At 48.2% G+C, this 22,689-nt stretch carries 24 protein-coding genes; 15 read left to right on the top strand and 9 right to left on the bottom strand.

Annotated elements, in window-relative coordinates:
• Positions 1-6: 6 nt before the first annotated feature.
• Positions 7-798 (bottom strand): SDR family NAD(P)-dependent oxidoreductase, encoded by a 792-nt coding sequence (locus tag HWY38_RS01505; protein ID WP_003151783.1) that lies wholly within the window; start codon positions 796-798, stop codon positions 7-9.
• Between the two features lie 187 nt (positions 799-985).
• On the opposite strand from HWY38_RS01505, the gene HWY38_RS01500 reads away from it, so the two are divergent.
• From HWY38_RS01500 to HWY38_RS01450, 11 genes are all read left to right on the top strand, one after another.
• A complete protein-coding gene (locus tag HWY38_RS01500) occupies positions 986-1,930 on the top strand; it encodes an ABC transporter substrate-binding protein (protein WP_224181120.1) in 945 nt (314 codons plus the stop codon).
• Positions 1,893-2,939 carry a FecCD family ABC transporter permease gene (locus HWY38_RS01495; protein ID WP_174737173.1) on the top strand — a complete coding sequence of 349 codons (1,047 nt, stop codon included), beginning with the start codon at positions 1,893-1,895 and terminating at the stop codon, positions 2,937-2,939. The genes HWY38_RS01500 and HWY38_RS01495 overlap by 38 nt, the downstream gene beginning before the upstream one ends.
• Positions 2,936-4,162: an ATP-binding cassette domain-containing protein gene (locus HWY38_RS01490; RefSeq protein WP_224181119.1), complete on the top strand. Its 1,227-nt coding sequence runs from the start codon at positions 2,936-2,938 to the stop codon at positions 4,160-4,162. Before HWY38_RS01495 ends, HWY38_RS01490 begins: the two co-directional genes overlap by 4 nt.
• Positions 4,159-4,728: a cob(I)yrinic acid a,c-diamide adenosyltransferase gene (locus tag HWY38_RS01485; RefSeq protein WP_025853870.1), complete on the top strand. Its 570-nt coding sequence runs from the start codon at positions 4,159-4,161 to the stop codon at positions 4,726-4,728. The genes HWY38_RS01490 and HWY38_RS01485 overlap by 4 nt, the downstream gene beginning before the upstream one ends.
• 164 nt (positions 4,729-4,892) lie before the next feature.
• Entirely contained in the window at positions 4,893-6,161 is a 1,269-nt protein-coding gene (locus HWY38_RS01480) for an MFS transporter (protein WP_014305787.1), read from the top strand.
• A gap of 166 nt (positions 6,162-6,327) precedes the next feature.
• Positions 6,328-6,708, top strand: a complete 381-nt coding sequence (locus HWY38_RS01475) for a protein liaI (RefSeq protein WP_003151789.1) — start codon at positions 6,328-6,330, stop codon at positions 6,706-6,708.
• Between the two features lie 13 nt (positions 6,709-6,721).
• Complete coding sequence (liaH, locus tag HWY38_RS01470; RefSeq protein ID WP_160183011.1) at positions 6,722-7,399, top strand: stress responsive protein LiaH; 678 nt, start codon at positions 6,722-6,724, stop codon at positions 7,397-7,399.
• 105 nt (positions 7,400-7,504) lie between these two features.
• Entirely contained in the window at positions 7,505-8,374 is an 870-nt protein-coding gene (locus tag HWY38_RS01465; protein WP_038459785.1) for a DUF4097 domain-containing protein, read from the top strand.
• A 26-nt stretch (positions 8,375-8,400) separates the two neighbouring features.
• Positions 8,401-9,132, top strand: a complete 732-nt coding sequence (liaF, locus tag HWY38_RS01460) for a cell wall-active antibiotics response protein LiaF (RefSeq protein WP_025853872.1) — start codon at positions 8,401-8,403, stop codon at positions 9,130-9,132.
• Positions 9,129-10,211, top strand: coding sequence for a two-component system sensor histidine kinase LiaS (gene liaS, locus HWY38_RS01455; protein WP_003151796.1), 1,083 nt, complete (start codon positions 9,129-9,131; stop codon positions 10,209-10,211). Before liaF ends, liaS begins: the two co-directional genes overlap by 4 nt.
• Positions 10,189-10,821, top strand: a complete 633-nt coding sequence (locus HWY38_RS01450; protein ID WP_003151798.1) for a response regulator transcription factor — start codon at positions 10,189-10,191, stop codon at positions 10,819-10,821. The genes liaS and HWY38_RS01450 overlap by 23 nt, the downstream gene beginning before the upstream one ends.
• 42 nt (positions 10,822-10,863) lie before the next feature.
• Here HWY38_RS01450 and HWY38_RS01445 read toward each other — a convergent pair whose 3' ends face one another.
• The 3 genes from HWY38_RS01445 to HWY38_RS01435 are packed head-to-tail and all read right to left on the bottom strand — an operon-like array spanning position 10,864 to position 14,490.
• Positions 10,864-11,976: a Ger(x)C family spore germination protein gene (locus HWY38_RS01445; protein WP_224181118.1), complete on the bottom strand. Its 1,113-nt coding sequence runs from the start codon at positions 11,974-11,976 to the stop codon at positions 10,864-10,866.
• Positions 11,973-13,073: a spore germination protein gene (locus HWY38_RS01440; protein WP_224181117.1), complete on the bottom strand. Its 1,101-nt coding sequence runs from the start codon at positions 13,071-13,073 to the stop codon at positions 11,973-11,975. The genes HWY38_RS01445 and HWY38_RS01440 overlap by 4 nt, the downstream gene beginning before the upstream one ends.
• Complete coding sequence (locus tag HWY38_RS01435) at positions 13,048-14,490, bottom strand: spore germination protein (protein WP_224181116.1); 1,443 nt, start codon at positions 14,488-14,490, stop codon at positions 13,048-13,050. Before HWY38_RS01435 ends, HWY38_RS01440 begins: the two co-directional genes overlap by 26 nt.
• A 116-nt stretch (positions 14,491-14,606) precedes the next feature.
• Here HWY38_RS01435 and HWY38_RS01430 point away from each other — a divergent pair, with 116 nt between their 5' ends.
• Positions 14,607-14,792: a YvzF family protein gene (locus tag HWY38_RS01430; protein WP_003151806.1), complete on the top strand. Its 186-nt coding sequence runs from the start codon at positions 14,607-14,609 to the stop codon at positions 14,790-14,792.
• A gap of 67 nt (positions 14,793-14,859) precedes the next feature.
• On the top strand, positions 14,860-16,248 hold the full coding sequence (gene fumC / locus HWY38_RS01425; protein ID WP_224181115.1) for a class II fumarate hydratase: 1,389 nt from the start codon (positions 14,860-14,862) through the stop codon (positions 16,246-16,248).
• A 36-nt stretch (positions 16,249-16,284) separates the two neighbouring features.
• Here fumC and HWY38_RS01420 read toward each other — a convergent pair whose 3' ends face one another.
• Entirely contained in the window at positions 16,285-17,160 is an 876-nt protein-coding gene (locus tag HWY38_RS01420; protein WP_017418948.1) for a TetR/AcrR family transcriptional regulator, read from the bottom strand.
• A gap of 178 nt (positions 17,161-17,338) precedes the next feature.
• On the opposite strand from HWY38_RS01420, the gene spxO reads away from it, so the two are divergent.
• Positions 17,339-17,503, top strand: a complete 165-nt coding sequence (gene spxO / locus HWY38_RS01415; protein ID WP_007410067.1) for an anti-adapter protein SpxO — start codon at positions 17,339-17,341, stop codon at positions 17,501-17,503.
• A gap of 28 nt (positions 17,504-17,531) precedes the next feature.
• Here the strand turns inward: spxO and HWY38_RS01410 are convergent, their stop codons facing one another.
• Together HWY38_RS01410 and HWY38_RS01405 are read right to left on the bottom strand one after the other, a co-directional pair.
• Positions 17,532-18,887: a sensor histidine kinase gene (locus HWY38_RS01410; RefSeq protein ID WP_007613652.1), complete on the bottom strand. Its 1,356-nt coding sequence runs from the start codon at positions 18,885-18,887 to the stop codon at positions 17,532-17,534.
• Positions 18,884-19,561: a response regulator transcription factor gene (locus HWY38_RS01405; RefSeq protein ID WP_007410069.1), complete on the bottom strand. Its 678-nt coding sequence runs from the start codon at positions 19,559-19,561 to the stop codon at positions 18,884-18,886. Before HWY38_RS01405 ends, HWY38_RS01410 begins: the two co-directional genes overlap by 4 nt.
• A 276-nt stretch (positions 19,562-19,837) precedes the next feature.
• Here HWY38_RS01405 and HWY38_RS01400 point away from each other — a divergent pair, with 276 nt between their 5' ends.
• Positions 19,838-21,196, top strand: a complete 1,359-nt coding sequence (locus HWY38_RS01400; protein WP_224181114.1) for a S1C family serine protease — start codon at positions 19,838-19,840, stop codon at positions 21,194-21,196.
• A 46-nt stretch (positions 21,197-21,242) separates the two neighbouring features.
• Here the strand turns inward: HWY38_RS01400 and HWY38_RS01395 are convergent, their stop codons facing one another.
• Both HWY38_RS01395 and HWY38_RS01390 read right to left on the bottom strand, forming a co-directional pair.
• Positions 21,243-21,707, bottom strand: coding sequence for a Dps family protein (locus tag HWY38_RS01395; RefSeq protein ID WP_007410071.1), 465 nt, complete (start codon positions 21,705-21,707; stop codon positions 21,243-21,245).
• 89 nt (positions 21,708-21,796) lie between these two features.
• Complete coding sequence (locus tag HWY38_RS01390) at positions 21,797-22,639, bottom strand: oxidoreductase (protein ID WP_224181113.1); 843 nt, start codon at positions 22,637-22,639, stop codon at positions 21,797-21,799.
• Positions 22,640-22,689 lie beyond the last annotated feature (50 nt).

Below are 22,689 nucleotides of genomic sequence, written 5' to 3'. Positions count from 1 at the left end.
TTTGTGTTAAATGGAGCGGATGATGCCGCCTTCAACCCGCTGTGCGGTGCCATTAATGGCAGAAGCCGCTGATGAAGCGAGAAATACAATCGTATTGGCGACTTCTTCCGGGGTTGCATAGCGCTGAATCAAAGATGTCGGCTCATTCACTTTAAAATAATCCCGGACGAAGCTGTCCGTGTCTTCTCCGGCAGCCTTTGCGGCTCCTTCCATGTAAGAAGCGACGCCTTCGGTCCATGTAGGTCCCGGCAGCACGGAGTTGACCGTGACATTTGTGCCTTTCGTCATTTCAGCCATTCCCCGGGACAAGCTGATTAACGCCGTTTTCGTCATTGAATACGGAATCATTTGCGCAAGCGGTTTGACTCCGGCTTCACTGGAGATGTTCAGAATCCGTCCGCTGTTTCTTTCGAGCATTTGCGGCAGAAAACGCCGGCACAGGCGCACGGCGCTCATAACATTCACTTCAAAATACCGAGTCCATTCGTCATCAGACACCTCAGCGAAGTCCTTTACTTCAAAAAAGCCGAGGTTATTGACGAGAATATCGACTTCCCCGATTCCGCCGGCGCGCTTGATCAAGTCATCTGCCTCATCCTGACGCGATAAATCCGCAGCGATGCCGTGAACCGTTCCGTAAGCGGAAAGCTCCTCAACCGTCCGTTCCACAGTTTCTTTTTTTCTTCCGTTTACAATCACCTCGGCGCCTTCGGCTAAAAAGCTTTTTGCCGCGGCTTTTCCGATCCCGGAAGTTGATCCTGTAATCAACACGAGCTTTCGTTCAAGCTGTAATTCCATGATAATCCTCCTTTTTACGCCATTGTGTAACAGTATACATGATGAATTTTAGTGTGTACGAACAATTTGCTTTCATGCAAAAAGGCCGGATATACAAGCCTTAAAGACTTATAGTATAATTACTGCGAAAAAAGGATACGAATGTCAAAGAGACAATCGTTTACCATAATCAGGGGGAGTTAAAAGAATGAAGAAGATCACTGCCGTCTGGGCGGCGCTCTTTGTCACCGCCTTTGTGATCGCCGGCTGTTCCGGCGCACAGGAAGAAGGAAGCGCGGCCAAACAAAAAGCCGTCTCAACCGAAGCATTCCCGGTAACCATTAAGGATGCCGCGAACGAAAAAGTAACCATAAAGCAGGCACCGGAAAAAATCGTTTCCCTCATGCCGAGCAATACGGAAATTACATACGCGCTCGGACTGGGAGATAAGGTCGCAGGCGTTACGACAAATGATACATATCCGAAAGAAGCGGTAAAAAAACCGAAAGTCGGAGATATGAATGTGAACGCTGAAAAAGTCATCGCGCTGAAGCCGGATCTCGTGCTTGCCCACGCGTCCTCTATGTCCGCTTCCGCCGATGCGATGAAGCAACTGAAAGATGCGGGCATCACCGTCTTAACGGTCAATGATGCGCAATCGTTCCAAGACGTGTACAAATCAATCAGCATGATCGGAAAAGCGGCCGGCAAAGAAAAGCAGGCGGATCAGCTGATCAAATCGATGAAATCCGACCTTTCCGGCATAGAAAAGAAAGCGGCGGCCATTTCTGAAAAAGACGAAAAGAAAGTATTCGTCGAAGTGTCTCCTGACGGCTACACGACGGGGAAAGGCACGTTTATGAACGAAATGCTTAAAGATATACACGCGAAAAACGCCGCCGGCAGCCAGACCGGCTGGGTGCAATTGACGGATGAAGCGATTGTCAAAATGAATCCGGACGTCATCATTACGACAGACGGCGTAAAGGCCGCTGAAGTGGAAAAACGCGCCGGCTGGGGTGCCGTCAATGCGGTCAAACACCACAATGTCTATTCTGTTGATCCTGACCTTGTCACACGCTCAGGCCCGCGCCTTGTCAAAGGGGTCGAGAAGCTTGCGGAAAGCGTTTATCCTGAAACGTTTAAAAAGTAACCGCCCGCTGGCCTACACGGTCAGCCTGCTGTTTTTAGCCGTTTGTACGGCACTCGGCATTTCAATCGGCAGTCTGCATATTCCTTTATCCGACGTTTTTTGGATCGGGATCGGCCGGACATCCTCGGCTGACCCTATGAATGTAAATATTATGATGAATATCCGTTTGCCGAGAGTCGTTCTGGCCGCTCTTGTCGGAGCCGCGTTATCCATTGCGGGGGCGGCGTTTCAGGGACTTCTGAAAAATCCGCTCGCCGACCCTTATACACTCGGGGTATCTTCGGGAGCCTCGGCGGGAGCCGTTATCACCTTGTTTTTCGGCATTCAGATTCCCGTCATCGGCCGGTTCACACTACCGGTTGTCAGCATCGCCGCAGCGATTGCGGTCATGGCGGCGGTTCTGTTTTTCAGCCGCCTCGTTCATGCGTCGATGTCGGTTTCGACGCTCATTTTGACAGGCATCATCATGAATTCTTTTCTCGGGGCTCTCATTTCGCTTGTGATCGCTTTAACGGGAAATGATCTGCTCCCAATTGTCCGCTGGCTGTTAGGAAGCGTGTCAATGAGGGGCTGGGGCTATGTCGCGCTGTTTCTGCCTTTTTTTCTGGCCGGGACGGCGCTTCTGCTTATCAATGGCAGAGAATTAAACATTATGACTTATGGAGAAGAAAAGGCAAGGCTGTTAGGCGTCAGTACGGGAAAAAGAAAACTGCTGATGATCGCCGCCGGATCTCTGCTGACGGGAGGAGCGGTTGCCGTCTCGGGGACGATCGGATTTGTCGGCCTTGTCATTCCCCACGTGACACGGCTTTTATGGGGAACGGATCATCGCCATTTACTGCCGCTGTCAGCATTGACGGGTGCCGGGTTTCTCATTTTGGCGGATTTGTTTTCCCGCACCGTCATTGAGCCTGTCGAATTGCCGATCGGCATTATGACGGCTTTGGCGGGAGCGCCTGTATTTGCCTTGATTCTGCTTCGCCAGCATCATGGAGGGAAACGCTTATGATCAGGGTGAGCAGCCTGTCCGGCGGGTACGGAGGCCGGATGATTGTGGAAGATGTCAGCTTTACCGCCGGAAAAGGTGAATTTGTCGGCATACTCGGTCCGAACGGCTCAGGAAAAACAACGCTGATGAAATTGCTGACGGGAATGCTCTCTCCGTCAAAAGGCGAGGCGCTCGTCGCAGGCAGGCCCGTCGGCGGATACAAGCCGCGGGAACTTGCGAAAATCATGGCCGTTTTGCCGCAGCATACGGAGCAAGCTTTTACATTTACCGTTAAGGAAACAGTGTCCTTCGGCAGATATCCGTATCAAAAAGGACTCTTCAGACAGATGGATCAACATGACGAAGACATTGTCCGGGAAGCGATGGAAATGACGGGCATCGACCGATATGCGCAGCAATCCGTCCGCAATCTGAGCGGAGGGGAGCGGCAGCGCGTCTATCTGGCGCAGGCGCTGGCTCAGCAGCCAGAGGTGCTGTGTCTGGATGAGCCGACGACCTTTCTTGATCTCAAATATCAGAAAGACCTGCTTGATACGGTGAAGCGGCTGACGAGAGAAAGAGGCCTGACGGTCATCAGTATTTTTCACGACCTAAACGCCGCAGGCCAATATTGTGATCAGCTTCTGATGATGAAAGACGGACGCGCTTTTCCGAAGCAGACGCCGGATCAGGCTTTGAAAAAAGAGACGATTGAAGACATTTACGGCATCACTGTCAGCGCTGTTGCCCAGCAATCGTCGCCGAAACCGCTGATCGCTTTCATGCCGGAAGGGCGGGAGGAAAGAGAGCCCGTCAGCGTTCCGTTCGCCTCTCTGATAAACAAAAGCGGAAATACCGTAACGCTTCATACAGAACGGCCGTTCAGAATGTTGTCAACCGCATCTGACGGCCCGGGCTTTTCGTGGAGCCGCCGGCTTTCCGGCTCAGCGGCCGCTGGTTTGATCTGCCGTACGTTTGATTCGGTCACAATTGCCGTGACTGCGCAGCATACCGTTTGGGTGCTGATCAGCGGATGTTTATCGGAACAGGGATTTGTAAGGCTGTTAACGGCAGCGGCTGAAGCGAGAATGCAGGCTCTTTCCGGCAGACAGGCAAAAGGCGACATTGTCATTTGTGCCTTGCAGACAGGAGAGGCGATGGACGTCCCTCACGCGGAAAGAGCCGTCAGAAGAGGAACCGCGGCATGTGTAAAAGCGGCGGAAGAAGGAGGAATACAACGATGAAGCTGTATACAAAAACCGGCGATAAAGGACAAACAAGCCTGATCGGCGGCAGAACGGATAAAGACAGTCTGCGGGTTGAAAGCTACGGGACGATCGATGAGCTGAACAGCTTTATTGGGCTTGCGCTTGCGGAGCTAGATAATTGTGAGAATTGCGGTGATGTGAAAGCCGAACTCCGAAACATTCAGCATGAGCTGTTTGACTGCGGCGGCGACTTGGCGACGGTCACTGAACATAGAAGCTATACATTAAGAGAGACATCTATTTCCGCATTGGAAGACTGCATAGACCGTTACACGGCTGAAGCGCCCCCGCTTGAGAAATTTATTCTTCCGGGCGGGCATAAGGCGGCTGCTCAGCTTCATATCGCGCGGACCGTCACAAGACGGGCTGAGCGTCTCGTCGTGAAACTGGGCAAAACAGAAGAGATAAACGATACGGTGATGCGTTACTTGAACCGCCTGTCTGATTATTTTTTCGCGGCGGCAAGAGCAGTTAACGCAAGACAGGGCGTTCAGGATATAGAGTATGAAAGAAGCGCCGCGGTATTCCGTGATGATGAATAACGTTTTGTTCAGCCGGCAGCAGCAAGCCGGCTGTTTTTTTATAGAGATATCCATCAATTGAACCTTTATTGACAGAAGGAAAATGTATCTTATGCATTATTGACTGAAAAATTAAAAAATGAGATATTAGAAGAAACATTGTAAAATAATGGGGGATTTGATAGATGGATACATATAATAAGAGCGAGAGCATCTGGAATAAAAATTTCACCCTTCTGTTTATCTCGAGGCTTGTTAAATTGTCGGGCGACGGTTTTGCCTTTAATTCCATTCTGTGGTTTTTGATTTTTGACGGGGAAGGCGCGATCGGCACGTCCCTGCTCATTGCGGTCACGTTCCTTCCGGAGGCGATGCTGGCGCCGATTACCGGGCCTTTTATGAAGCAGCATACGCTGAAGTTCTGGATGTATTTCTCCGATCTCACGCGCGCGGCGGTCGTGTTGATCATTCCGGTCTGTTACTTTAACGGTTTTTCTCCTTTATGGTTTGTCATGCTTCTCATGATTTTGCATTCAGCCACGGGAGCCGCTTATAATCCTGCATCTATCTCATTAATCCCCAATATTGTCGGAGAAAACAGCCTGCAGAAAGCGAATGCGGTCATCCAGTCATCAGGCCAGATCGTCAGACTTGCCGCCATTACGCTGAGCGGGGTGTTCTTAACATTTATCAGTCCCGCTTATTCTTTGTTTATCGCTCTTATATTCTATCTTCTATCAGGTTTTCTCGTACTCTTTATGTCATACCAAGTCCAGCATGCCAAAGAGGATACCGTCGCCGTCAGACAGCGCGGGACGTATTTCGGAAGGCTCAAACGGGGTTTCGTTCTTGTCAGGAAACACCAGATTTTATACCCGCTCGCCATCTATTGTATCTTCATGAATTTTGCGGCCGCTCCGTGGGAGGCGCTCTCTGCCGTTTATGTCGCCGAAGATTTAAACATGCCGCCGATCATCTACTCGCTTTTGAAAGCGACAGGCACGGGCGGAGCCTTTTTAATGGGTTTTATTTTGGCTAAGGTGAAGGTGAACAAATACGGTCTCCTGTTTGTGTCAGCGGGAATCATAGAAGGGGCGGCATTTTTCATCACCGGCCTCAACACTTTTCTGCCGCTCGTCTTCCTCGCCGCGTTTGCGTTCGGATCTGCCGTCAGCGCGATTAATGTGCCGGAATATACGATTATTCAGACGTCTGTGGACCATGATGATCAGCCGCAAGTCTATGCCGTCATCCATATGATCTCAAACATATCCATTCCGCTCGGCGCGGTTCTTTGCGGATACGCGGCTAACGCCTTCGGTCCCGGAAAAGTCATTGCCGCCGGCGGTCTCGTTGAAGTCCTGTCCGGTCTCGGAATATTGCTCTTTACGAAGCTGGCCAAAGCTGAACGCTCAGATCTCATCAGGGAAAAAGAAGCGAGCATCAGAATATAGATTTTTCGTGAAACGCCCTGCGCCGTCCGGTGCAGCGGCGTTTTTTTATGCGAAGGTCCGGGGGGTTATACGACTCCGGTCTGATATGAAAATCAATCTCTGACTCGTTTTGCCGGCCGCGGGATTTGTTTATAGTAAAGACAAGGAAAACGAAAGGAGGATCTGCATGAATATAAATGTAAAAACGGCAGGCGGCTTTCTGCTGATTGTGTTCGGACTTTCAGTCTTTTTCGGAGGAGGCCATTTCGCATTTATCATCCCGCTGGCGATCGGAGGCCTGATGCTTTACTGGGGAATCAAACGTTTTTCAAAAGGCCGGGCGGTATCGGGTATCATCGCGGGCTTCATCGGAGCTATGATTCTCGTCGGTTCTCTTCCATTTATCGTTGCCATCGGACTGGCCGGCGCCATGGTGTATTTCGGGTGGAAGATGATGAAGCAGGGCGGCTCAGACACCGCTTCCCGCCAGTATGAACCGGAAGCGGCATCACCGGGCTATCAATCCGGATTTGACACTGAATGGGAAGAATTTCTGAAGAAAAAATAAGGAGGAAGACAAAATGGTCTTAAAAAGAATAAGAAATATGTTCGTCGCATCTGTTAACGAAGGGCTTGATAAATTAGAAAATCCGAAAGTCATGCTGAATCAATATGTGCGTGATATGGAAAGTGACATCGCTAAGGCGAAACAAACGATTGTCAAACAGCACACGATCGTCCATCAGTTTAAGAAAAAACAGGAAGACGCCTCCGAAACGGCGGCAAAACGGAAAAACCAGGCTCAGCTTGCTTTTGACGCCGGGGAAGAGGAGCTTGCAAAAAAGGCGCTGACTGAAATGAAATACCTTGAGGGAAAAGCGGCCGAACATGAAAAAGCGTATGAGCAGGCGAAAACACAGCTGGCAGAGCTGAAAGAGCAGCTGGAAACTTTAGAAACGCGCCTTCGCGACGTAAAGGATAAAAAACAGGCGCTCATCGCCCGCGCCAACGCGGCAAAAGCGAAGGAACATATGAACGCTTCTTTCGACAAAATTGACAGTGAAAGCGCCTACAGAGAGTTTCTTCGAATGGAAAGCCGCATTGAAGAAATGGAAGTCCGCGTCAAATACGGCACTTCAGCTGAGGCGAACACAGAATACAGCCGCTCCCAATATTCAGACGAGGTGGAAGCTGAGATTGAAAAAATGCGCTCGCTTTCTCTGGAGAAAACAGAGCGTCAAAAAGCGGCTCATGAATAATGTGCACAAGGGAAGATCGGCGCGTTTACGCCTCTTCCCTATACGCACGTATCAATTCTCCGGCTTTTCCTTTATAATAAAATGAATGAAAAAGGATGGAACGTAATGAAGCGTAAGATTGCCAAAGGACTGATGGCGGCGTCCGTTCTGATCTGCTGTCTGTTTTTGGTGAAAGAAGTGTTTGCCGGGCGTTTTTTTCCGCTGTACGAAACAGAAGCAGAATCGGCAAGCATACCGCCGCGTGCCGTCAACAGCCTGTCGGTTTCATCGGAACAGACGGATGTGAAAATCATCGCGGAAGCGCGGAATGATATCGCGGCAAACATGACGGGACCGGCGGGGAAAATGTTTGTCCAAAGCAGGGGAAAGACCCTCAATCTCAAAGCGAAGGAGAAAGGGTTCCAATTTCTGAATCTCTTTCAGCGCCCTCTGCTGATTGTCCGCATTCCGTATGATTATCATCGGGACATCACCGTCCATACGTCAAACGGCAGCATTGCCGTTGACGGAAACAAGGGGCTGTCTCTTACGCACCTCAGCGTCCGTTCTGTAAGCGGGAATATGTCGCTGAAGCACGTGAAGACGGATGTGTTTGAAGCGAAGGGGCTGTCGGGCAATCTCACAGCAGCAGGCCTTGCGGCAAAAACGGGGGCTGTCCGCTTATCCTCGGGACATGTCGGGCTTCAACATGCGGCGGGCGCCCTTGACGTGCGGGTCGCTTCCGGCAGTGTCGACGCCTCGCTTGAGACGGCGGATGCTCCCGTATCCGTCAGGCTTGCGAGCGGCAGCGCAGCGATCAGCCTGCCGAAAGACGGAAGTTTTACGGTGAACGCCGAGACGGCAAGCGGAAGGATCCGGCCGTCTTATTCCTTTGAGAAGACGAGTAAGGAAGGCGGGGCATTTACCGGCATGAAAGGCAGCGGCGCCAGGCCGATTGATATAAAAGTGACGAGCGGCAATATTGCACTGCAATAGTCAAGGAAAGGAGGGGCAAGCAGCTGATGGCAAAAAAACAGATTCTCGGACTTATCATCGCCTTATTAGGCGTCAGCATGTTTTTGCGTATTATCGGCATCGGCGACTTCTTGTTTTGGCCGCTCTTTTTTCTGATCACAGGCTATATTTTTAATAAATATTCCCGCGGCTGGCTCGGCTCCGTCCTGTATATCTTCGCCGCTTTTTTATTTTTGAGGAACCTGTTCAGCGCCACCTTTAACCTGTTCGGCTATGCCTTCGCCGCCTTTCTCATATACGCGGGCTACAGGCTCCTGAAAGGAAAGCGCGTGTATGAACATAAAGAGAAGAAAATCAATCTTGAAAAAGAAGAGCAGCCAAAGCCTTCCGCCCAGACGGAAAGCAGACAGCCGGACCTCCGCAGCTTTTTTATCGGCGAGCTCCGGATGATGAAGGACCCGTTTGAGCTGAATGATTTAAATGTTTCCGGATTCATCGGCGATGTGAAAATTGATTTGTCAAAAGCGATGATTCCCGAAGGAGAAAGCACGATGACCATCAGCGGTGTCATCGGCAATGTCGATGTGTACGTCCCGCCGGATATCGAAGTGTCCGTCAGTTCATCGGCTTTTATCGGCGATATGAACCTGCTCGGCTCTAAGAAAAGCGGCATGGGCCCGAATCTTTATAAAGTATCGTCTGAGTACGGCGACTCGCCGCGGCGGATTAAAATTTCAATTTCTTTATTCATCGGCGATGTGGATGTGAAGTATTTATGAGGAAAAAATTACTCGCCAATATTCAGTGGCGCGCCATGCGGATGACTGCGGGGCTCAGTCTGCTCCTTTGTGCGGTGTTTATTACGCTGATGCTGCTGTATTACGGGCTTGACCCGATGCTGCTGTTTTCTTCCGGCTGGTTCGGTATTCCGTTTGTGGTCATCCTGCTTCTGGCGTCTCTTTCGGCCGGATTGATTTCCGGTTATGTATACGGCGGCCGCCTGAAAACAAGAATGGATACACTGATTGAAGCGGTTTTGAAATTTGAAAACGGCAATTTCGCTTATCGGGTGCCGCCGCTCGGCGATGATGAAATCGGCCTGGCGGCAGATCAGCTTAACGAAATGGCCAAGCGGGTCGAGCTCCAGGTCACATCGCTGCAAAAGCTCTCCAACGAGCGGGCGGAATGGCAGGATCAAATGAAAAAATCGGTCATCACTGAAGAACGCCAGCGGCTGGCGCGCGATTTGCACGATGCCGTCAGCCAGCAGCTCTTTGCCATTTCTATGATGACATCCGCCGTCTTAGAGCAGGTGAAAGATGCGGATGACAAAATCGTCAAACGGATTCGCATGGTTGAACATATGGCGGGGGAAGCGCAAAACGAGATGAGAGCGCTGCTATTGCATCTGCGGCCCGTCACTTTAGAAGGAAAAGGCTTAAAAGAAGGGCTGATTGAGCTGTTAAAAGAGTTCAAAGCGAAGCAGCCGCTGGATATTGAGTGGGACATCAGCGATACGGGTGTGTCAAAAGGTGTTGAAGACCATCTGTTCCGCATCGTGCAGGAGGCGCTTTCCAACGTTTTCAGACATTCAAAGGCGACCAAGGTCACCGTCAGACTCGGCGCGAAACATCAAAAGCTGCAGCTTAAAGTCATTGATAACGGGGCGGGTTTTACGATGGATCAAGTGAAAGCATCCTCATACGGGCTGCATTCCATCAAGGAAAGAGCGAGTGAAATCGGCGGCATAGCGGAAATTATCTCGGTTAAGGGAAAAGGCACACAGATCGACGTGAAAGTCCCGATTTATCAGAAAACAAAAGGAGAGAACGACAGTGATTCGAGTGTTACTGATTGATGATCATGAGATGGTCAGGATGGGTCTGGCCGCATTTTTAGAAGCACAGCCGGACATTGAAGTCGCCGGTGAAGCATCAGACGGGCAGCAGGGCGTCGATCTGGCCGCAGAGCTTTTGCCGGATGTGATTTTAATGGACCTTGTCATGGACGGCATGGACGGCATCGAAGCGACAAAACAGATCTGCGCGAAACTCAATGACCCGAAAATCATCGTGCTGACGAGCTTTATTGATGACGACAAAGTGTATCCGGTGATCGAAGCGGGAGCGCTCAGCTATTTGCTGAAAACGTCCAAGGCGGCAGAAATAGCAGAAGCCATCAGAGCGGCTGCCAAGGGTGAACCGAAGCTTGAGTCGAAAGTGGCGGGAAAAGTGCTGTCAAGGCTGCGCCATTCAGAGAATCAGCTTCCGCATGAAACGCTGACGAAAAGAGAACTGGAAATCCTCTGTCTCGTCGCGGAAGGCAAGACGAATAAAGAGATTGGTGAAGAGTTGTTCATTACGATTAAAACGGTGAAAACCCACATTACGAATATATTGTCAAAGCTTGATGTCAGTGACCGCACGCAGGCAGCCGTATATGCCCACCGCAATCATCTCGTGACATAAGAAAAGGAGAGCGGCGCCAGCACACTCTCCCGAGGGACGGGGTCATTGGGACATTCCCTTTGTTCCGAAATCCCTGATGGCGACTTTGACTTTGTATTCAATATCCGATTCACTGAAGTGATGATCCCAGTCAGAGGACATCTTTTTCCATTTATCGGGATAATGAATCCGGACTTGATCGCCTAACCCGGTAATATCCACTTTCAACTCATGCTGCATGTAATCAATGAATGCCATGACATCTGAATGAATGCTGCGTTTTACCGCGTTTTTGATTTCATTTATATAGGACTCTTTGAAGGAATCTTCTTTCGGGTTCCAATCCTCAGACAGACGGCCTTCAACAAACCGGGTAACGATAAACTTGAATTTTCCATTTTTATATTTTGTTTTCACATTATATTTGCTGGAAAATACCTCGAAGGATAAATAATGATTGTCATGCTTTGCAAACGTGACGCCTCCCTTTACCGTGCCTGTGAACAGGTTCATATTCTGGACTTGTAAAGGCGTTAAATTCGCATACCAGAATTTATTTTTAATAATGGTAGCGCCCCAGATTTCCAGTCTGCTGCCCACTTGGCGCACTTGAGGAAGGGCAAAGGTCTCGCCTTTAGCGATTTTCTCTGATATTTCCCCCAATGTCACGGGCTCCATCATCCGGATGGTGACCGAATTATTCTCCGTTAAGTCATAGATCGTATTTGACGCAGGTTCTCCCTGGTCACTGATTTTGAAAATATCTTTCGTTTTATCCGGCACCGTCATCACATTGCAGCTTCTTCTCGTACCGTTGTCTCTGATAAATTGGTTCATCAGTGCGTCAAGCGGAATGTCATCCTTTAACAGCGCTTCGGAAAACAGCATGATACGCAAGTGCTGGGAGAAAGCGGGGTGGTTTTTTAACGATGCCGTCCTTAAGGCTTGGTGAACGGTTTCCCCGGAAGTGGAAGTCACCTTTGTCGGATTGCTTGATGTCGACTGCTGGGAACTTGCTTTTTGCGGGATCAGAATCTGCTGCGTCACTTCCACGTTTTCTTCCTCGGGTTTATCGAGCCCGACGCCGATAACGAGGCTCAAGTCTTCTAAATTCCGGCTGTCCCAGCACCCGGCCAAAAGCAATGAGCAAAGCATAATTACGATGTATTTCTTCATTGCGCTTTTTTCACCTTCCTTTTTACAGCGACGACTGCAAACATCAGTAAAGGCAGCAAAAAGAAAACCAAAAAGATATAGCCGAGAATATCACTGAACAGCATCAGCTTGTTCGCATCCTTTGGCATCAATGACCCCAAGAATGTCGCAATGCCTACGAAGATGATCCCTTTTTTCTGCTTCAGTCCGAAAATTTTATTAAGACCTGATGTCGCGAAATATCCGTACGATACATAGGTAGCGAAAAATTGAATAATCCAGACAACAAGCAGAAAGGACTCGAACCTTTCAATAAAAAGCCCTTTGATTTCAAATGATTGAAAGAGCGCGATCGTAGGCCAGATCATTGTTTTGACATCCTGGGTGGTTAAGGCGCCGACGACGAGAACATAGGTAATGATGTATAAAATAATCGGGATGCCAAAGCCCATGGCCGACATGCGGAACGTGTGCTTTTTATTTTTGAGGTACTCGGGGAGAAACAGCATAATCTCAATTCCCAAAAAGGAAACTGAAACGACGGTTAAGGAGGCCATAACGGGAGAAAACCCCTGTCCGAGCACCGGCCGCAGATTGTCCAGATCAAATATTTTAAAGCTGAAAGAAAACACCACCAGCAAAATAATGATCGTAATCGTTAAATAGAAAGGAAAGAGCCTGCCGATATCGCTCATGCCGCCGATAATCAAATAAACGGAACAGGCGATAAAGATAAACAGCGTGACCGGCACGGGCGTTCTTTCCAATAAAAAGAACTTGACCATTTCCGCCATCGCCCGGGCTTCGAAACTGGCGACTCCTATAAAATAGAGACAGATCATAAGATTGACGATATTTCCCGCCCATTTGCCGAGTCCTTCATTCATATAATCAAATAATGATCCGTACTGATGCTTTTTCATAATGACCGTATTGAGATAAATCAACAAGATAAAGATGACGCCTTCCAGACATAACGCGATCCAGCCGTCCGGCGAATTCGCCCTTGATGACAGCGCCCGCGGCATGGTGAGGAGTCCCGCGCCGAGCATCGTGTTTGAAATCAATGCTGTCCCTTGATAGCTTGTAAGCTTATTGTGAGTTGTTTTCTGGCTCATTTACGTTTTTCGCCTCTTTTGGTTGATTTTTAATAGGGAGACGGAGAATAGAGTCGTTGGCGTTTTTTAAGCTGAAAAATCCATTCGGCGAGAAATACGGAGAACCGAAGCTTCGCTGTCTCGATAAATGAGTGTAGATCGCCAGCATAAATAAAATCATGCCGTACAGCCCGAAAGCTGCCGCGGTAAACATCGAAATGAAACGGAGTACACGGAATGAAAGCCCCATTCCGTACTGCGGCACCGTAAATGAAGCGAGCGCGACAATGCTGACCACGATGACCATGATGGAACTGACAATATTCGCTTCAACGGCCGCCTGACCGATGACGACTCCGCCCACCAATCCGATCGTCTGGCCGAGCGGGTTAGGAAGCCTCAAACCCGCTTCTCTCAGCAGCTCTATCGTGATTTCCATCACCATCGCTTCAATGATAGGCGGGAAGGGAACGTTTTCTCTGTTCGCCGAGATAGTGACTGCAAGCGGCGTCGGCAGAAGCCCTTGGTGAAACGAGACGAGGGCGATATAAATGGCTGAAAAAAACAGTGTGATAAAAATAGACGTAAACCGCAGCGCCCGAATGAGCGAGGCGGAAATCCACCGTTCATAATAATCGTCGGGAGACTGCATTAAAATTCCTAAAGAAGCCGGAACCACCAGCGCAAACGGCGAGTTGTCGACAAGGATGGCGACGCGGCCGTTAAACAAGGCGGAGGAGACTTTATCAGGCCGTTCCGTATTTTGTATTTGCGGAAACGGCGAATACTTATTATCCTCAATAAGCTCCTCAAGCGTACCAGAATCCTGAATGTCGTCCAGCTTCACTTCGCTGAGGCGCTTTACAACATCGCTGACGACAGACGGGGCAGCCTCATCATCTATGTACATGACAGTGGCGTATTTTAACTTGCTTTCTCCGAGCGGAACCTTTTTCGTTTTCAGCTTTGGGTGGTTCGTCCGCTGCCTGATCATGGCGACGTTCGTATCAGAATCTTCTATGAAGGCGATTTTCGGACCTCTTACGACTTTTTCGGATGTGGGTTCATTTACGCTTCTTTTTTCTCTTTTTCCCGTGGACAAAATGTATACGCTGTCAAGTCCGTTAATAAACACGGCGCATTTTCCCCGCAGAATGGAGATGACTGCTTCCTTCGATGTAAAGACGGGACGGGCGTCAATCTTATCAAGACGTTTCGCCACCGTATCCAGCGTCAGAGTGTCTTCCTCCCGAAGCAGCGTTTCAATCGCTTCTTTTATTTTGTCTTCATCGTTCATTTCACTCAGATACATATAATAAAAAACAAGCCCGTTCGGAAGCATCTTTTTGTTTTGAACCAGGTCATCATTCTGTTCTACGTGGGGAAGCACCAGTGCCAGGTTAATGTGTATGTATTCCTTGAATTCCGATTGCGCCATCGACAGTCACCCGCCTTCCAATCCTTAATTGAGGTTATCTTTTCCTGTTAAAAAAATGATATACTATGATAAAGTATTTAATGGTACAAGTTTTTTTATGAAAGCGGAGGAGAGATGTGGCACAAGTCAGACTGGCAGGAAATGCCGAAGAAATTGAACAGCTCATCAAATCATTTGAAGCGCATTACGAAGTGGCTTACACGTCGAAAGAATACCGTAAAACAAATCCGAAGTATAAATACTCAAAGGATTCGCGCGTCTATCTTGAGCTGAAATTAAAAACGGCCAAGGCCGAAAAATAAAAAGGGTTTCATCTGTTACTGGCGAATAATACTCAGGGTGAAGCAACTGTTATGGAGGGATACATAAATGGACTACAGAATTGAAAAAGACACCATGGGAGAAGTTAAAGTTCCGGCAGATAAATTTTGGGGCGCTCAGACACAGCGCAGCAAAGAGAACTTCAAAATCGGTTCAGAAAAAATGCCTCAGCGTGTTGTGAAGGCGTTTGCAATATTGAAAAGAAGCACAGCGATCGCCAACGAACGCCTCGGCAACTTAGAGTCTGAAAAAGCACAGGCGATTGCCGCTGTATGTGACGATGTTTTAAACGGCAAATACGACGATAACTTTCCGCTCGTTGTCTGGCAGACGGGAAGCGGCACGCAAAGCAACATGAACATGAATGAAGTGGTGGCCAACCGCGCGACTGCTTTATTGAAAGAAAAAAATTCCGAGCTGAAGATTCATCCGAATGATGACGTTAACCGCAGCCAAAGCTCAAACGATACATTCCCGACGGCGATGCACGTTGCGGCGGTTCTTGCTGTATATGAGCAGCTCGTTCCGGCGCTTGATCAGCTGCGCGCGACGCTTGATGAAAAAGCGAAAGCTTATCAGGATATTGTGAAAATCGGACGCACGCATTTGCAGGACGCCACTCCGCTGACGCTCGGACAGGAAATCAGCGGCTGGGTATACATGCTTGACCGTTCGAAAGAAATGATTCTTGAGTCAACGGAAAAAATCCGCGCGCTTGCCATCGGAGGCACGGCAGTCGGCACGGGAATCAACGCCCATCCGCAGTTCGGTGAATTCGTCGCGGAAGAAATCACAAAAGTAACGGGGCAGACATTCAAGAGTTCGCCTAACAAATTCCATGCGCTGACAAGCCATGATGAAATCACTCACGTTCACGGCGCGTTAAAAGCATTGGCTGCCGACCTGATGAAGATTGCCAACGATGTCAGATGGCTGGCCAGCGGCCCGCGCTGCGGAATCGGCGAAATCGTCATTCCTGAAAATGAGCCGGGAAGCTCTATCATGCCTGGCAAAGTCAACCCGACGCAAAGTGAGGCGCTGACAATGATCGCCGCGCAAGTGATGGGAAATGACGCGACAATCGGATTTGCGGCCAGCCAAGGAAACTTCGAGCTGAATGTCTTCAAACCGGTTATTATTTATAACTTCCTGCAGACCGTGCAGCTGCTCAGTGACGGAATGAATTCCTTCCATGACAAATGCGCTGTCGGTATTGAGCCGAACCAAGAGACGATTCAGGAAAATCTCTCTAACTCATTAATGCTTGTTACGGCGCTTAACCCGCACATCGGTTATGAAAACGCCGCGAAAATCGCCAAGCTTGCCCACAAAGAAGGCCTGACGCTGAAAGAAGCGGCATTACAGCTGGACCTTCTGACAGAAGAACAATTTAATGAAATGGTGCGTCCGGAAGATATGGTGCACCCGAAAGCATAAAAAGAAAGAACGGCTGCAGTCATTGCGGCCGTTCTTCTAAATAAACTGCTGTTTCAGTAAAAATCTGAGCTGTTCTGCATCTTCAGCCAGCAGGTCGGATTCCTTCAAATTCAAAATCATTCCTTTGATGATTGCCGGTTTCGGCGACTTTTTCTTCATTTCCGCTTCCAGAATATCCAAGCTCTCGGTGAATTCAGATGCTTGCGCCTTGTCCATCGTGCCGATGCGCGTGCGGAGGGTCTGCAAGATCGATTGACTTAAAGGATCGGGCTGCCCGTTATGAAGGGGCCCAAACAGTGAGCTTGCCTCATCAAGAGAAATAAACGCTTCATCATGTCTGTCCGCCATTCCGTTTACGATGTCATCAATTCTGTGAATCACGGTATTTGCCAGAAGCGAAGGCTGTACGGACCGGCCGGTCAGAATGAGATATTCAAGATACATCTGACTGATTCCTTCTATTAAAAAACAAAGCTCGGCTGTGTATGGTTCAGCTTTTTCTCCGTAAATAGCAAGAAGACTGTCGATATGAAACTGCAGGATCGACCGGCGGATTCTCTTTCCGCACTGCGCCGCTTCCTCGGTATAAGGAAGTGAACCGTCTTTCATCTGCACGGTAATAAAATCTTGATGGGCGAGAATCGATTCGTAAAACACCGCAAGCTGTTTTTGGTAAGCGGCTCTCGGACTGTCACCCTCCGTTTGGATCGTCGTGATTCGGGTAAACGTTTTATCATAGTAGTAATTCAGCATGGATAGAAGCAGTGCTTCTTTGGAAGGAAAGTAAAGATAAAAAGCGCCTTTTGAGATTTTGCATTCATCGGCGATTTCCTGAACCGATGTAGATTTGTACCCTTTTCGGGCAAACAGTTTTATTGCTGCTTCAATGATCAGCTTTTCTTTTTCCTTCAATGGTTCCACCCTTTCGGAGCCAGGAGGCTGGCTTATGCTTCTCGTGTATGACTATATGGTCATATTGATATTCCGTAAATTTAACCTGATTGTAACTTGTTTTTTTGTTTTGTTTTATTTATATTATAAAGTGAGCTGACCGAATGGTCAAAGTTCTGGCGAAAGGGTGAATCTGAAAATGAAAGAATTAGATGAAATGATCAGCCGCTTGCGAAACAGAGGAATTAAAGTCGAAAAGGTGAAATATCCGAAAAAGACAATTTGTGAAAAGAAATGGGTTCATCAATGCCAAAAACCGCTGAAAACAAACTATAGAGATTTTAACGGCTACTCCTTCACATAAAAAAAAGACTGCAATGAAACACTACAGTCTACTTTGGTATGATAATTCGGTAGATTACACCTGATTGGCCATTTTCAATTGAAATTGATGCTTTATGCAGGGTTAAAATCCGTTTTACGATGCTGAGTCCTATGCCGAACTCGCCTTTCTTCCCTTTATTAAAAGGCTCGTACAAGCTGGATAGCATCTCATCCTCAATCGGAGGCCCGTCATTTTCAACCGTCATGACAATCTGCTGCTGATTTTGGCTGATCCGAATGTGAATCGCCGTCTCTGCATAGCGGATTTGATTTTCGAGAATGTTTTCAAGAAGTTTGCTCCATTGTTCCGGATCACCGGGCATCATTAATGCATCTTCTGTTTCAACGGTCCACGATAATTCCTTCCGGGCCCATTTGAGCCGTTCAATGACTTCTTCCGTGACCTTCACAATGTCAAATGTCTCATGGTGCACCCGCTGCTTCATTAAATAATCAAGCTTCGTTAAATATAATAAATCCTTAATTTTCTTCTCAAGTTTTTCTGCTTCGCCTTCAATGACATCAATTGTGGTTTCCAGATCCCCCTTAGGAAAAATCCCGTCCTTTATTGATTGAGTATAGCCCCTTATCACCATGACAGGCGTTTTTAAATCATGAGAGATATTTTGCAGGAGCGTTCTTTCCGTTTCGTCTTTTTGCACCAGCTTGCTCCGCATGTCTTCAATGGTATGGCCTAATTTTCCGATTTCGTCTTTTCTGTCGACGATGACCGGATCATCCCAATCCTGTTTTGAAATCCGTTTGACATGCTTCTCTAAGGAAACGAGCGGGCGCGAGAGATATTTGGCAAGCCAAATCGCCGGAATCCAGCTTAACAAAATCACGCCGGCAATGATAAAGAGCAGCTGCTTGAACAGGGTGAATGCCAGATCATCACGATAAGAATCAAGGGCGTAAGACAGCATCATCGCATCCTGGCCGTTAATGGTGAGGCCTTTTTTAATGACGAAAAACACTTTTTCCCCGCTGATGTCCGCGCTGTATCGTTTCGTGACGCTGTGCTGGCGGCCCGCGAGCTTGTACACCTTATGGATAAAGGAAGAAGAAAAGTAGTTCAAGTCTTTGTCACTGGCCGATTCCTCCCGTTCAGGCAGAAGAACGTGCTGAACGGATCGGAAAGTCGTCGGAGCGGTCGCATCCTCGCTGTAATATCCACGCTCGATCGATCCGGGCAGCCGGTACTCCGTCAGTACATGCTGTTCATTTTCAATGGTCGTATACGTTTCATCCGTGAAAAAATTACGCAGCGTATTTGAGAACAGCACGAGAAGCAGAATCGAAATGGCTAAGAGGATGCCTGAGATGACCACCCATATTTGAAAAGCAAGCGGCTTATTTTTCATGACGTCATCATCCTGTAGCCGAATCCGTAAATGGTCTCAACCTTTAATCCGGGCATTTTTTTTCTCAGCCTCCGCACAAGATCATCGACCACCCGGTCAGTGCCGAAATAATCATGGCCCCATATTTTCAGCAGAATATCTTCTCTGGAAAAGGGGTGTCCTTTATGGTGAAGAAATAAAAGCAGCAGATCAAATTCCTTAGACGTCAAATTGACCAGGCTGCCGGTTTCATCATAAACCTCTCGGGCATCTTCGATCACATTGTAGGAAGAAACGGTGATACCGGTTTTCTTTGCGGCGGGCTGTTCTTTATACACGAGCTCGAGCAGCTTCTGGACCCGTATAATAAGTTCTCTCGGCAAAAAAGGCTTGGCGATATAATCATTGCTTCCAAGCTCTAACCCGAGGACTCTGTCAATATCGGCATCCCGCGCGGAAATGAAAATGACGGGCACATCGGGATCTTTTTCTTTTATTTCTTTTATCAATGTATAGCCGTCCGTATCCGGAAGCATGATGTCAAGAATCCACAAGTGGGGAGACGGCTGCATCTGCTTTCTGGCATCTTCGCCTTTTGTGAAAGATGTAATGTTCCAGCCTTCATTCTCTAAATATTTTGTGAGCAGTTCATTCAGGTTATCCTCATCTTCAACTAGATAAATGGTGTATGACAAGGCATTTCACATCCTTTCAACGTCATTATACTAGTTTTAACACACTCAAGCCGCATTTTCATAATTTCACATATTCTTTTCATTTTTATCCCACGATGTTTGTTTATGATGTGTATAAGGGAAGAAAGGAAGAAAAAAAGCGGGGAAGATAACATGTTCAAACACATTTTGTTTTGGAGCTTTGCTTTTCTCCTTATTATTGGGACAATAGAACTTGTACATGCGATGAATATGTAATCGATAGAATGAAAACATGCTGAAGGAGTGTGCGTGAATATGAACGATCATCGAGATGACGGCAGAAGCCGTGATCAGTCAGATCTTTCACATACGGAGCAAAACAGAAATGAACAGCAGCAGATCAGCCATCAGGAGCCCGAGCTGCTCGAAGGCCCCGTCTCGAAAGCGGAAAACGAGACGGCGTCGGGTACGGAATTTGAAAAAACGGCTGCCGTGAAAAAAGAAAAAAAACGGAGAGCCGCTTGGCTGAGCCCGGTTTTAGGCGGCATTATCGGCGGAGGCCTCGTGCTTGGCATTGTGCCGAACCTGCCGGGTGAGCAGCATAAGACAGAAGCCGTTTCTGATACGAAACAAGTTCAGTCTTCGAATTTTACGTCAACGCCTTTGAAAAATACCTCAAGCGTAGCGGATATGGTGGAAGATTTGGAGCCCGCGATTGTCGGAGTGTCCAACTACCAAGCTTCGCAAAGCAGCCAGTTCGGACTTGACGGCGGTTCAAGCTCTGAAACGGAAAGCGGCACGGGGTCAGGCGTCATCTTCAAAAAAGACGGCGAAAAAGCGTACATCATTACAAACAACCATGTCGTAGAAGGGGCGAACAAACTGTCGGTCACTCTTTACAATGGGAAAACCGAAACGGCAAAGCTTGTCGGAAAGGATGCCATCAGCGACTTGGCTGTATTGGAAATCAGCTCGTCCAATGTCAAAAAAGCAGCCAGCTTCGGGGATTCCTCCAAGCTCCGCATTGCCGATAAAGTGATTGCCATCGGCAACCCGCTCGGCCAGCAGTTTTCCGGGACTGTCACACAAGGTGTCATCAGCGGGCTGAACAGAACGGTAGACGCCGATACATCCCAAGGCACAGTGGAAATGAACGTGATTCAGACGGATGCGGCGATTAACCCCGGAAACAGCGGCGGCCCGTTAATCAACTCAAGCGGCCAGGTCATCGGGATCAACAGCATGAAAGTCAGTGAAAACGGCGTGGAGTCACTCGGCTTTGCCATTCCGAGCAATGATGTAGAACCGATAGTCGACCAGCTCCTTGCAAAAGGAAAAGTCGAGCGCCCGTTTTTAGGTGTGCAGATGATTGACATGTCCCAAGTGCCGGAAACCTATCAGGAAAACACGCTCGGACTGTTCGGCGACCAGCTGTCTAAGGGTGTTTACGTAAAAGAAGTGCAATCCGGCTCACCGGCTGCGAAAGCGGGCATTAAATCCAATGACGTCATTGTACAATTGAACGGCAAAGATGTCGGCAGCAGCGCCGATATCAGACAGATCTTATATAACCAGCTGAAAATCGGCGATAAAACGACTGTTCAAGTGCTCAGAAACGGAAGCAAAAAGACGCTGAACGTCACATTAACGAAACAAACCGAAAGCGCAAGCTGAACGCATAAAAAAAGCTGAACCTTCAACTGAGGTTCAGCTTTTTTCGTCATTCTCCCAAGTAGGCTGACAGCATCCACACATGCTTGTCCGCTTCTTCAACTAATCCGACAAACAGGTCGGCAGTTGACGGGTCATTTTGTTCCTCGGCGATGCCGATGACAAATTTTGATTCGCGGCTGATTTGTTTATAGTCTTGAACCAGTGATTCCACCATTTCAGAAGCCGTTTTTTCCTGGCCTTCATCCGTAATGGAAGCTTGTTCAAGGTAAGTGTGTAAAGTCGCCGCAGGCTGTCCGCCGATGGCCAGAAGTCGCTCTGCGATGGCATCCGCCGTTTCCGCCGCTTCGTTATACAGTTCTTCAAATTTTTCATGAAGCGTAAAGAAGTGAGGGCCTTTTACATACCAATGAAAGCGGTGCAGTTTAGAGTAAAGGATAAACCAGTTTGATAATTGTGTGTTCATTGATTTCTCAACAAGAGTTTCAGTTTTTTTCGCGTTTTGTGTATTCATATTCATCGTCCTCCCTGTGATCTGTTAATTTAATTATACCACGTATCAAATAAAAATCAATACTAAATTATAATAATTATAATTTAGGTTCAAGTGAACAGCTTTTTCTTTATAATCGATTCCCAGGCGGACCACGGAAAGAGTGAGCGGAAAGCCAATGTGAGCTTAACGCCCCTGCCGATCGGATACCGCAGTTTCTTCAGCCGTTTCCTTTGTGCCAATTGATAAATCAGCTCCGCTACGTCATCAGGATCGCCGCTTTTGGATGCGTTGGCTTTGAAGTAAGCTTCGATTTGCTGATAATAGCGGTAATAGGGCGAATCTTTGCCGGGTGCCGTAAGATGATTGGAGAGAGACGTCTCCCAAATAGACGTTTTATAGGAGCCCGGTTCTATTAAAGCGGCATCAATTCCTAAAGGCAGCAGTTCGAGGCGCAGGCTCTCTGTAAACCCCTCAACCGCGAATTTGGAAGAGACATACGGAGATAGAGCCGGGAAACCGGTCAGTCCGCTGATACTGCTGATATTGAAGATTTTCGCCCCGCTATGTTTTCGCATATAAGGCAGCACGGTTTTTGTGACGTGAACCAGGCCGAATACATTCGTTTCATACTGTTGTCTGTAATGTTCCATCAGCACATCTTCAATAAACCCACCGTACGCAGTGCCGGCGTTATTGACGAGCAGGTCAATCGGTCCGAAACCGCTGATGGTGTTCCCGAAGTCAGACACCGACTGCTCATTTGTCACATCTAAAGAAACGACCGTAACATGTTCGGATGCACCCGCTTGAGCGGCGGCCTCTTTCAGTATTTCAGCTTTCTCCGGCTGTCTGGCTGTTGCGATGACGTGATAAGACCGGGCGAGCTTCAGCGCTGTCAGCAGTCCGAATCCGCTCGTCGCGCCGGTTACAATGGCAATTTTTCTGTTCATCTTATAATCCTCCCCGTTTGTGCTTATCTCATAGTGTATATCATCTCGCG

The sequence above is a fragment of the Bacillus sp. KS1 genome, assembly GCF_020075515.1.
GTDB classification, from domain to species: domain Bacteria; phylum Bacillota; class Bacilli; order Bacillales; family Bacillaceae; genus Bacillus; species Bacillus velezensis.
The sequence above is the reverse complement of the archived record's forward strand: the minus strand, read 5'-3'. Positions and strand labels throughout refer to the sequence as shown.

Excerpts from the sequence above, each read along its gene's own strand:
- HWY38_RS01505 (WP_003151783.1), bottom strand. The coding sequence starts at position 798 with ATGGAATTACAGCTTGAACGAAAGCTCGTGTTGATTACAGGATCAACT.
- HWY38_RS01500 (WP_224181120.1), top strand. The coding sequence starts at position 986 with ATGAAGAAGATCACTGCCGTCTGGGCGGCGCTCTTTGTCACCGCCTTT.
- HWY38_RS01490 (WP_224181119.1), top strand. The coding sequence starts at position 2,936 with ATGATCAGGGTGAGCAGCCTGTCCGGCGGGTACGGAGGCCGGATGATT.
- HWY38_RS01485 (WP_025853870.1), top strand. The coding sequence starts at position 4,159 with ATGAAGCTGTATACAAAAACCGGCGATAAAGGACAAACAAGCCTGATC.
- HWY38_RS01480 (WP_014305787.1), top strand. The coding sequence starts at position 4,893 with ATGGATACATATAATAAGAGCGAGAGCATCTGGAATAAAAATTTCACC.
- HWY38_RS01475 (WP_003151789.1), top strand. The coding sequence starts at position 6,328 with ATGAATATAAATGTAAAAACGGCAGGCGGCTTTCTGCTGATTGTGTTC.
- liaH (WP_160183011.1), top strand. The coding sequence starts at position 6,722 with ATGGTCTTAAAAAGAATAAGAAATATGTTCGTCGCATCTGTTAACGAA.
- HWY38_RS01465 (WP_038459785.1), top strand. The coding sequence starts at position 7,505 with ATGAAGCGTAAGATTGCCAAAGGACTGATGGCGGCGTCCGTTCTGATC.
- liaF (WP_025853872.1), top strand. The coding sequence starts at position 8,401 with ATGGCAAAAAAACAGATTCTCGGACTTATCATCGCCTTATTAGGCGTC.
- liaS (WP_003151796.1), top strand. The coding sequence starts at position 9,129 with ATGAGGAAAAAATTACTCGCCAATATTCAGTGGCGCGCCATGCGGATG.
- HWY38_RS01445 (WP_224181118.1), bottom strand. The coding sequence starts at position 11,976 with ATGAAGAAATACATCGTAATTATGCTTTGCTCATTGCTTTTGGCCGGG.
- HWY38_RS01440 (WP_224181117.1), bottom strand. The coding sequence starts at position 13,073 with ATGAGCCAGAAAACAACTCACAATAAGCTTACAAGCTATCAAGGGACA.
- HWY38_RS01435 (WP_224181116.1), bottom strand. The coding sequence starts at position 14,490 with ATGGCGCAATCGGAATTCAAGGAATACATACACATTAACCTGGCACTG.
- fumC (WP_224181115.1), top strand. The coding sequence starts at position 14,860 with ATGGACTACAGAATTGAAAAAGACACCATGGGAGAAGTTAAAGTTCCG.
- spxO (WP_007410067.1), top strand. The coding sequence starts at position 17,339 with ATGAAAGAATTAGATGAAATGATCAGCCGCTTGCGAAACAGAGGAATT.
- HWY38_RS01410 (WP_007613652.1), bottom strand. The coding sequence starts at position 18,887 with ATGAAAAATAAGCCGCTTGCTTTTCAAATATGGGTGGTCATCTCAGGC.
- HWY38_RS01400 (WP_224181114.1), top strand. The coding sequence starts at position 19,838 with ATGAACGATCATCGAGATGACGGCAGAAGCCGTGATCAGTCAGATCTT.
- HWY38_RS01395 (WP_007410071.1), bottom strand. The coding sequence starts at position 21,707 with ATGAATACACAAAACGCGAAAAAAACTGAAACTCTTGTTGAGAAATCA.
- HWY38_RS01390 (WP_224181113.1), bottom strand. The coding sequence starts at position 22,639 with ATGAACAGAAAAATTGCCATTGTAACCGGCGCGACGAGCGGATTCGGA.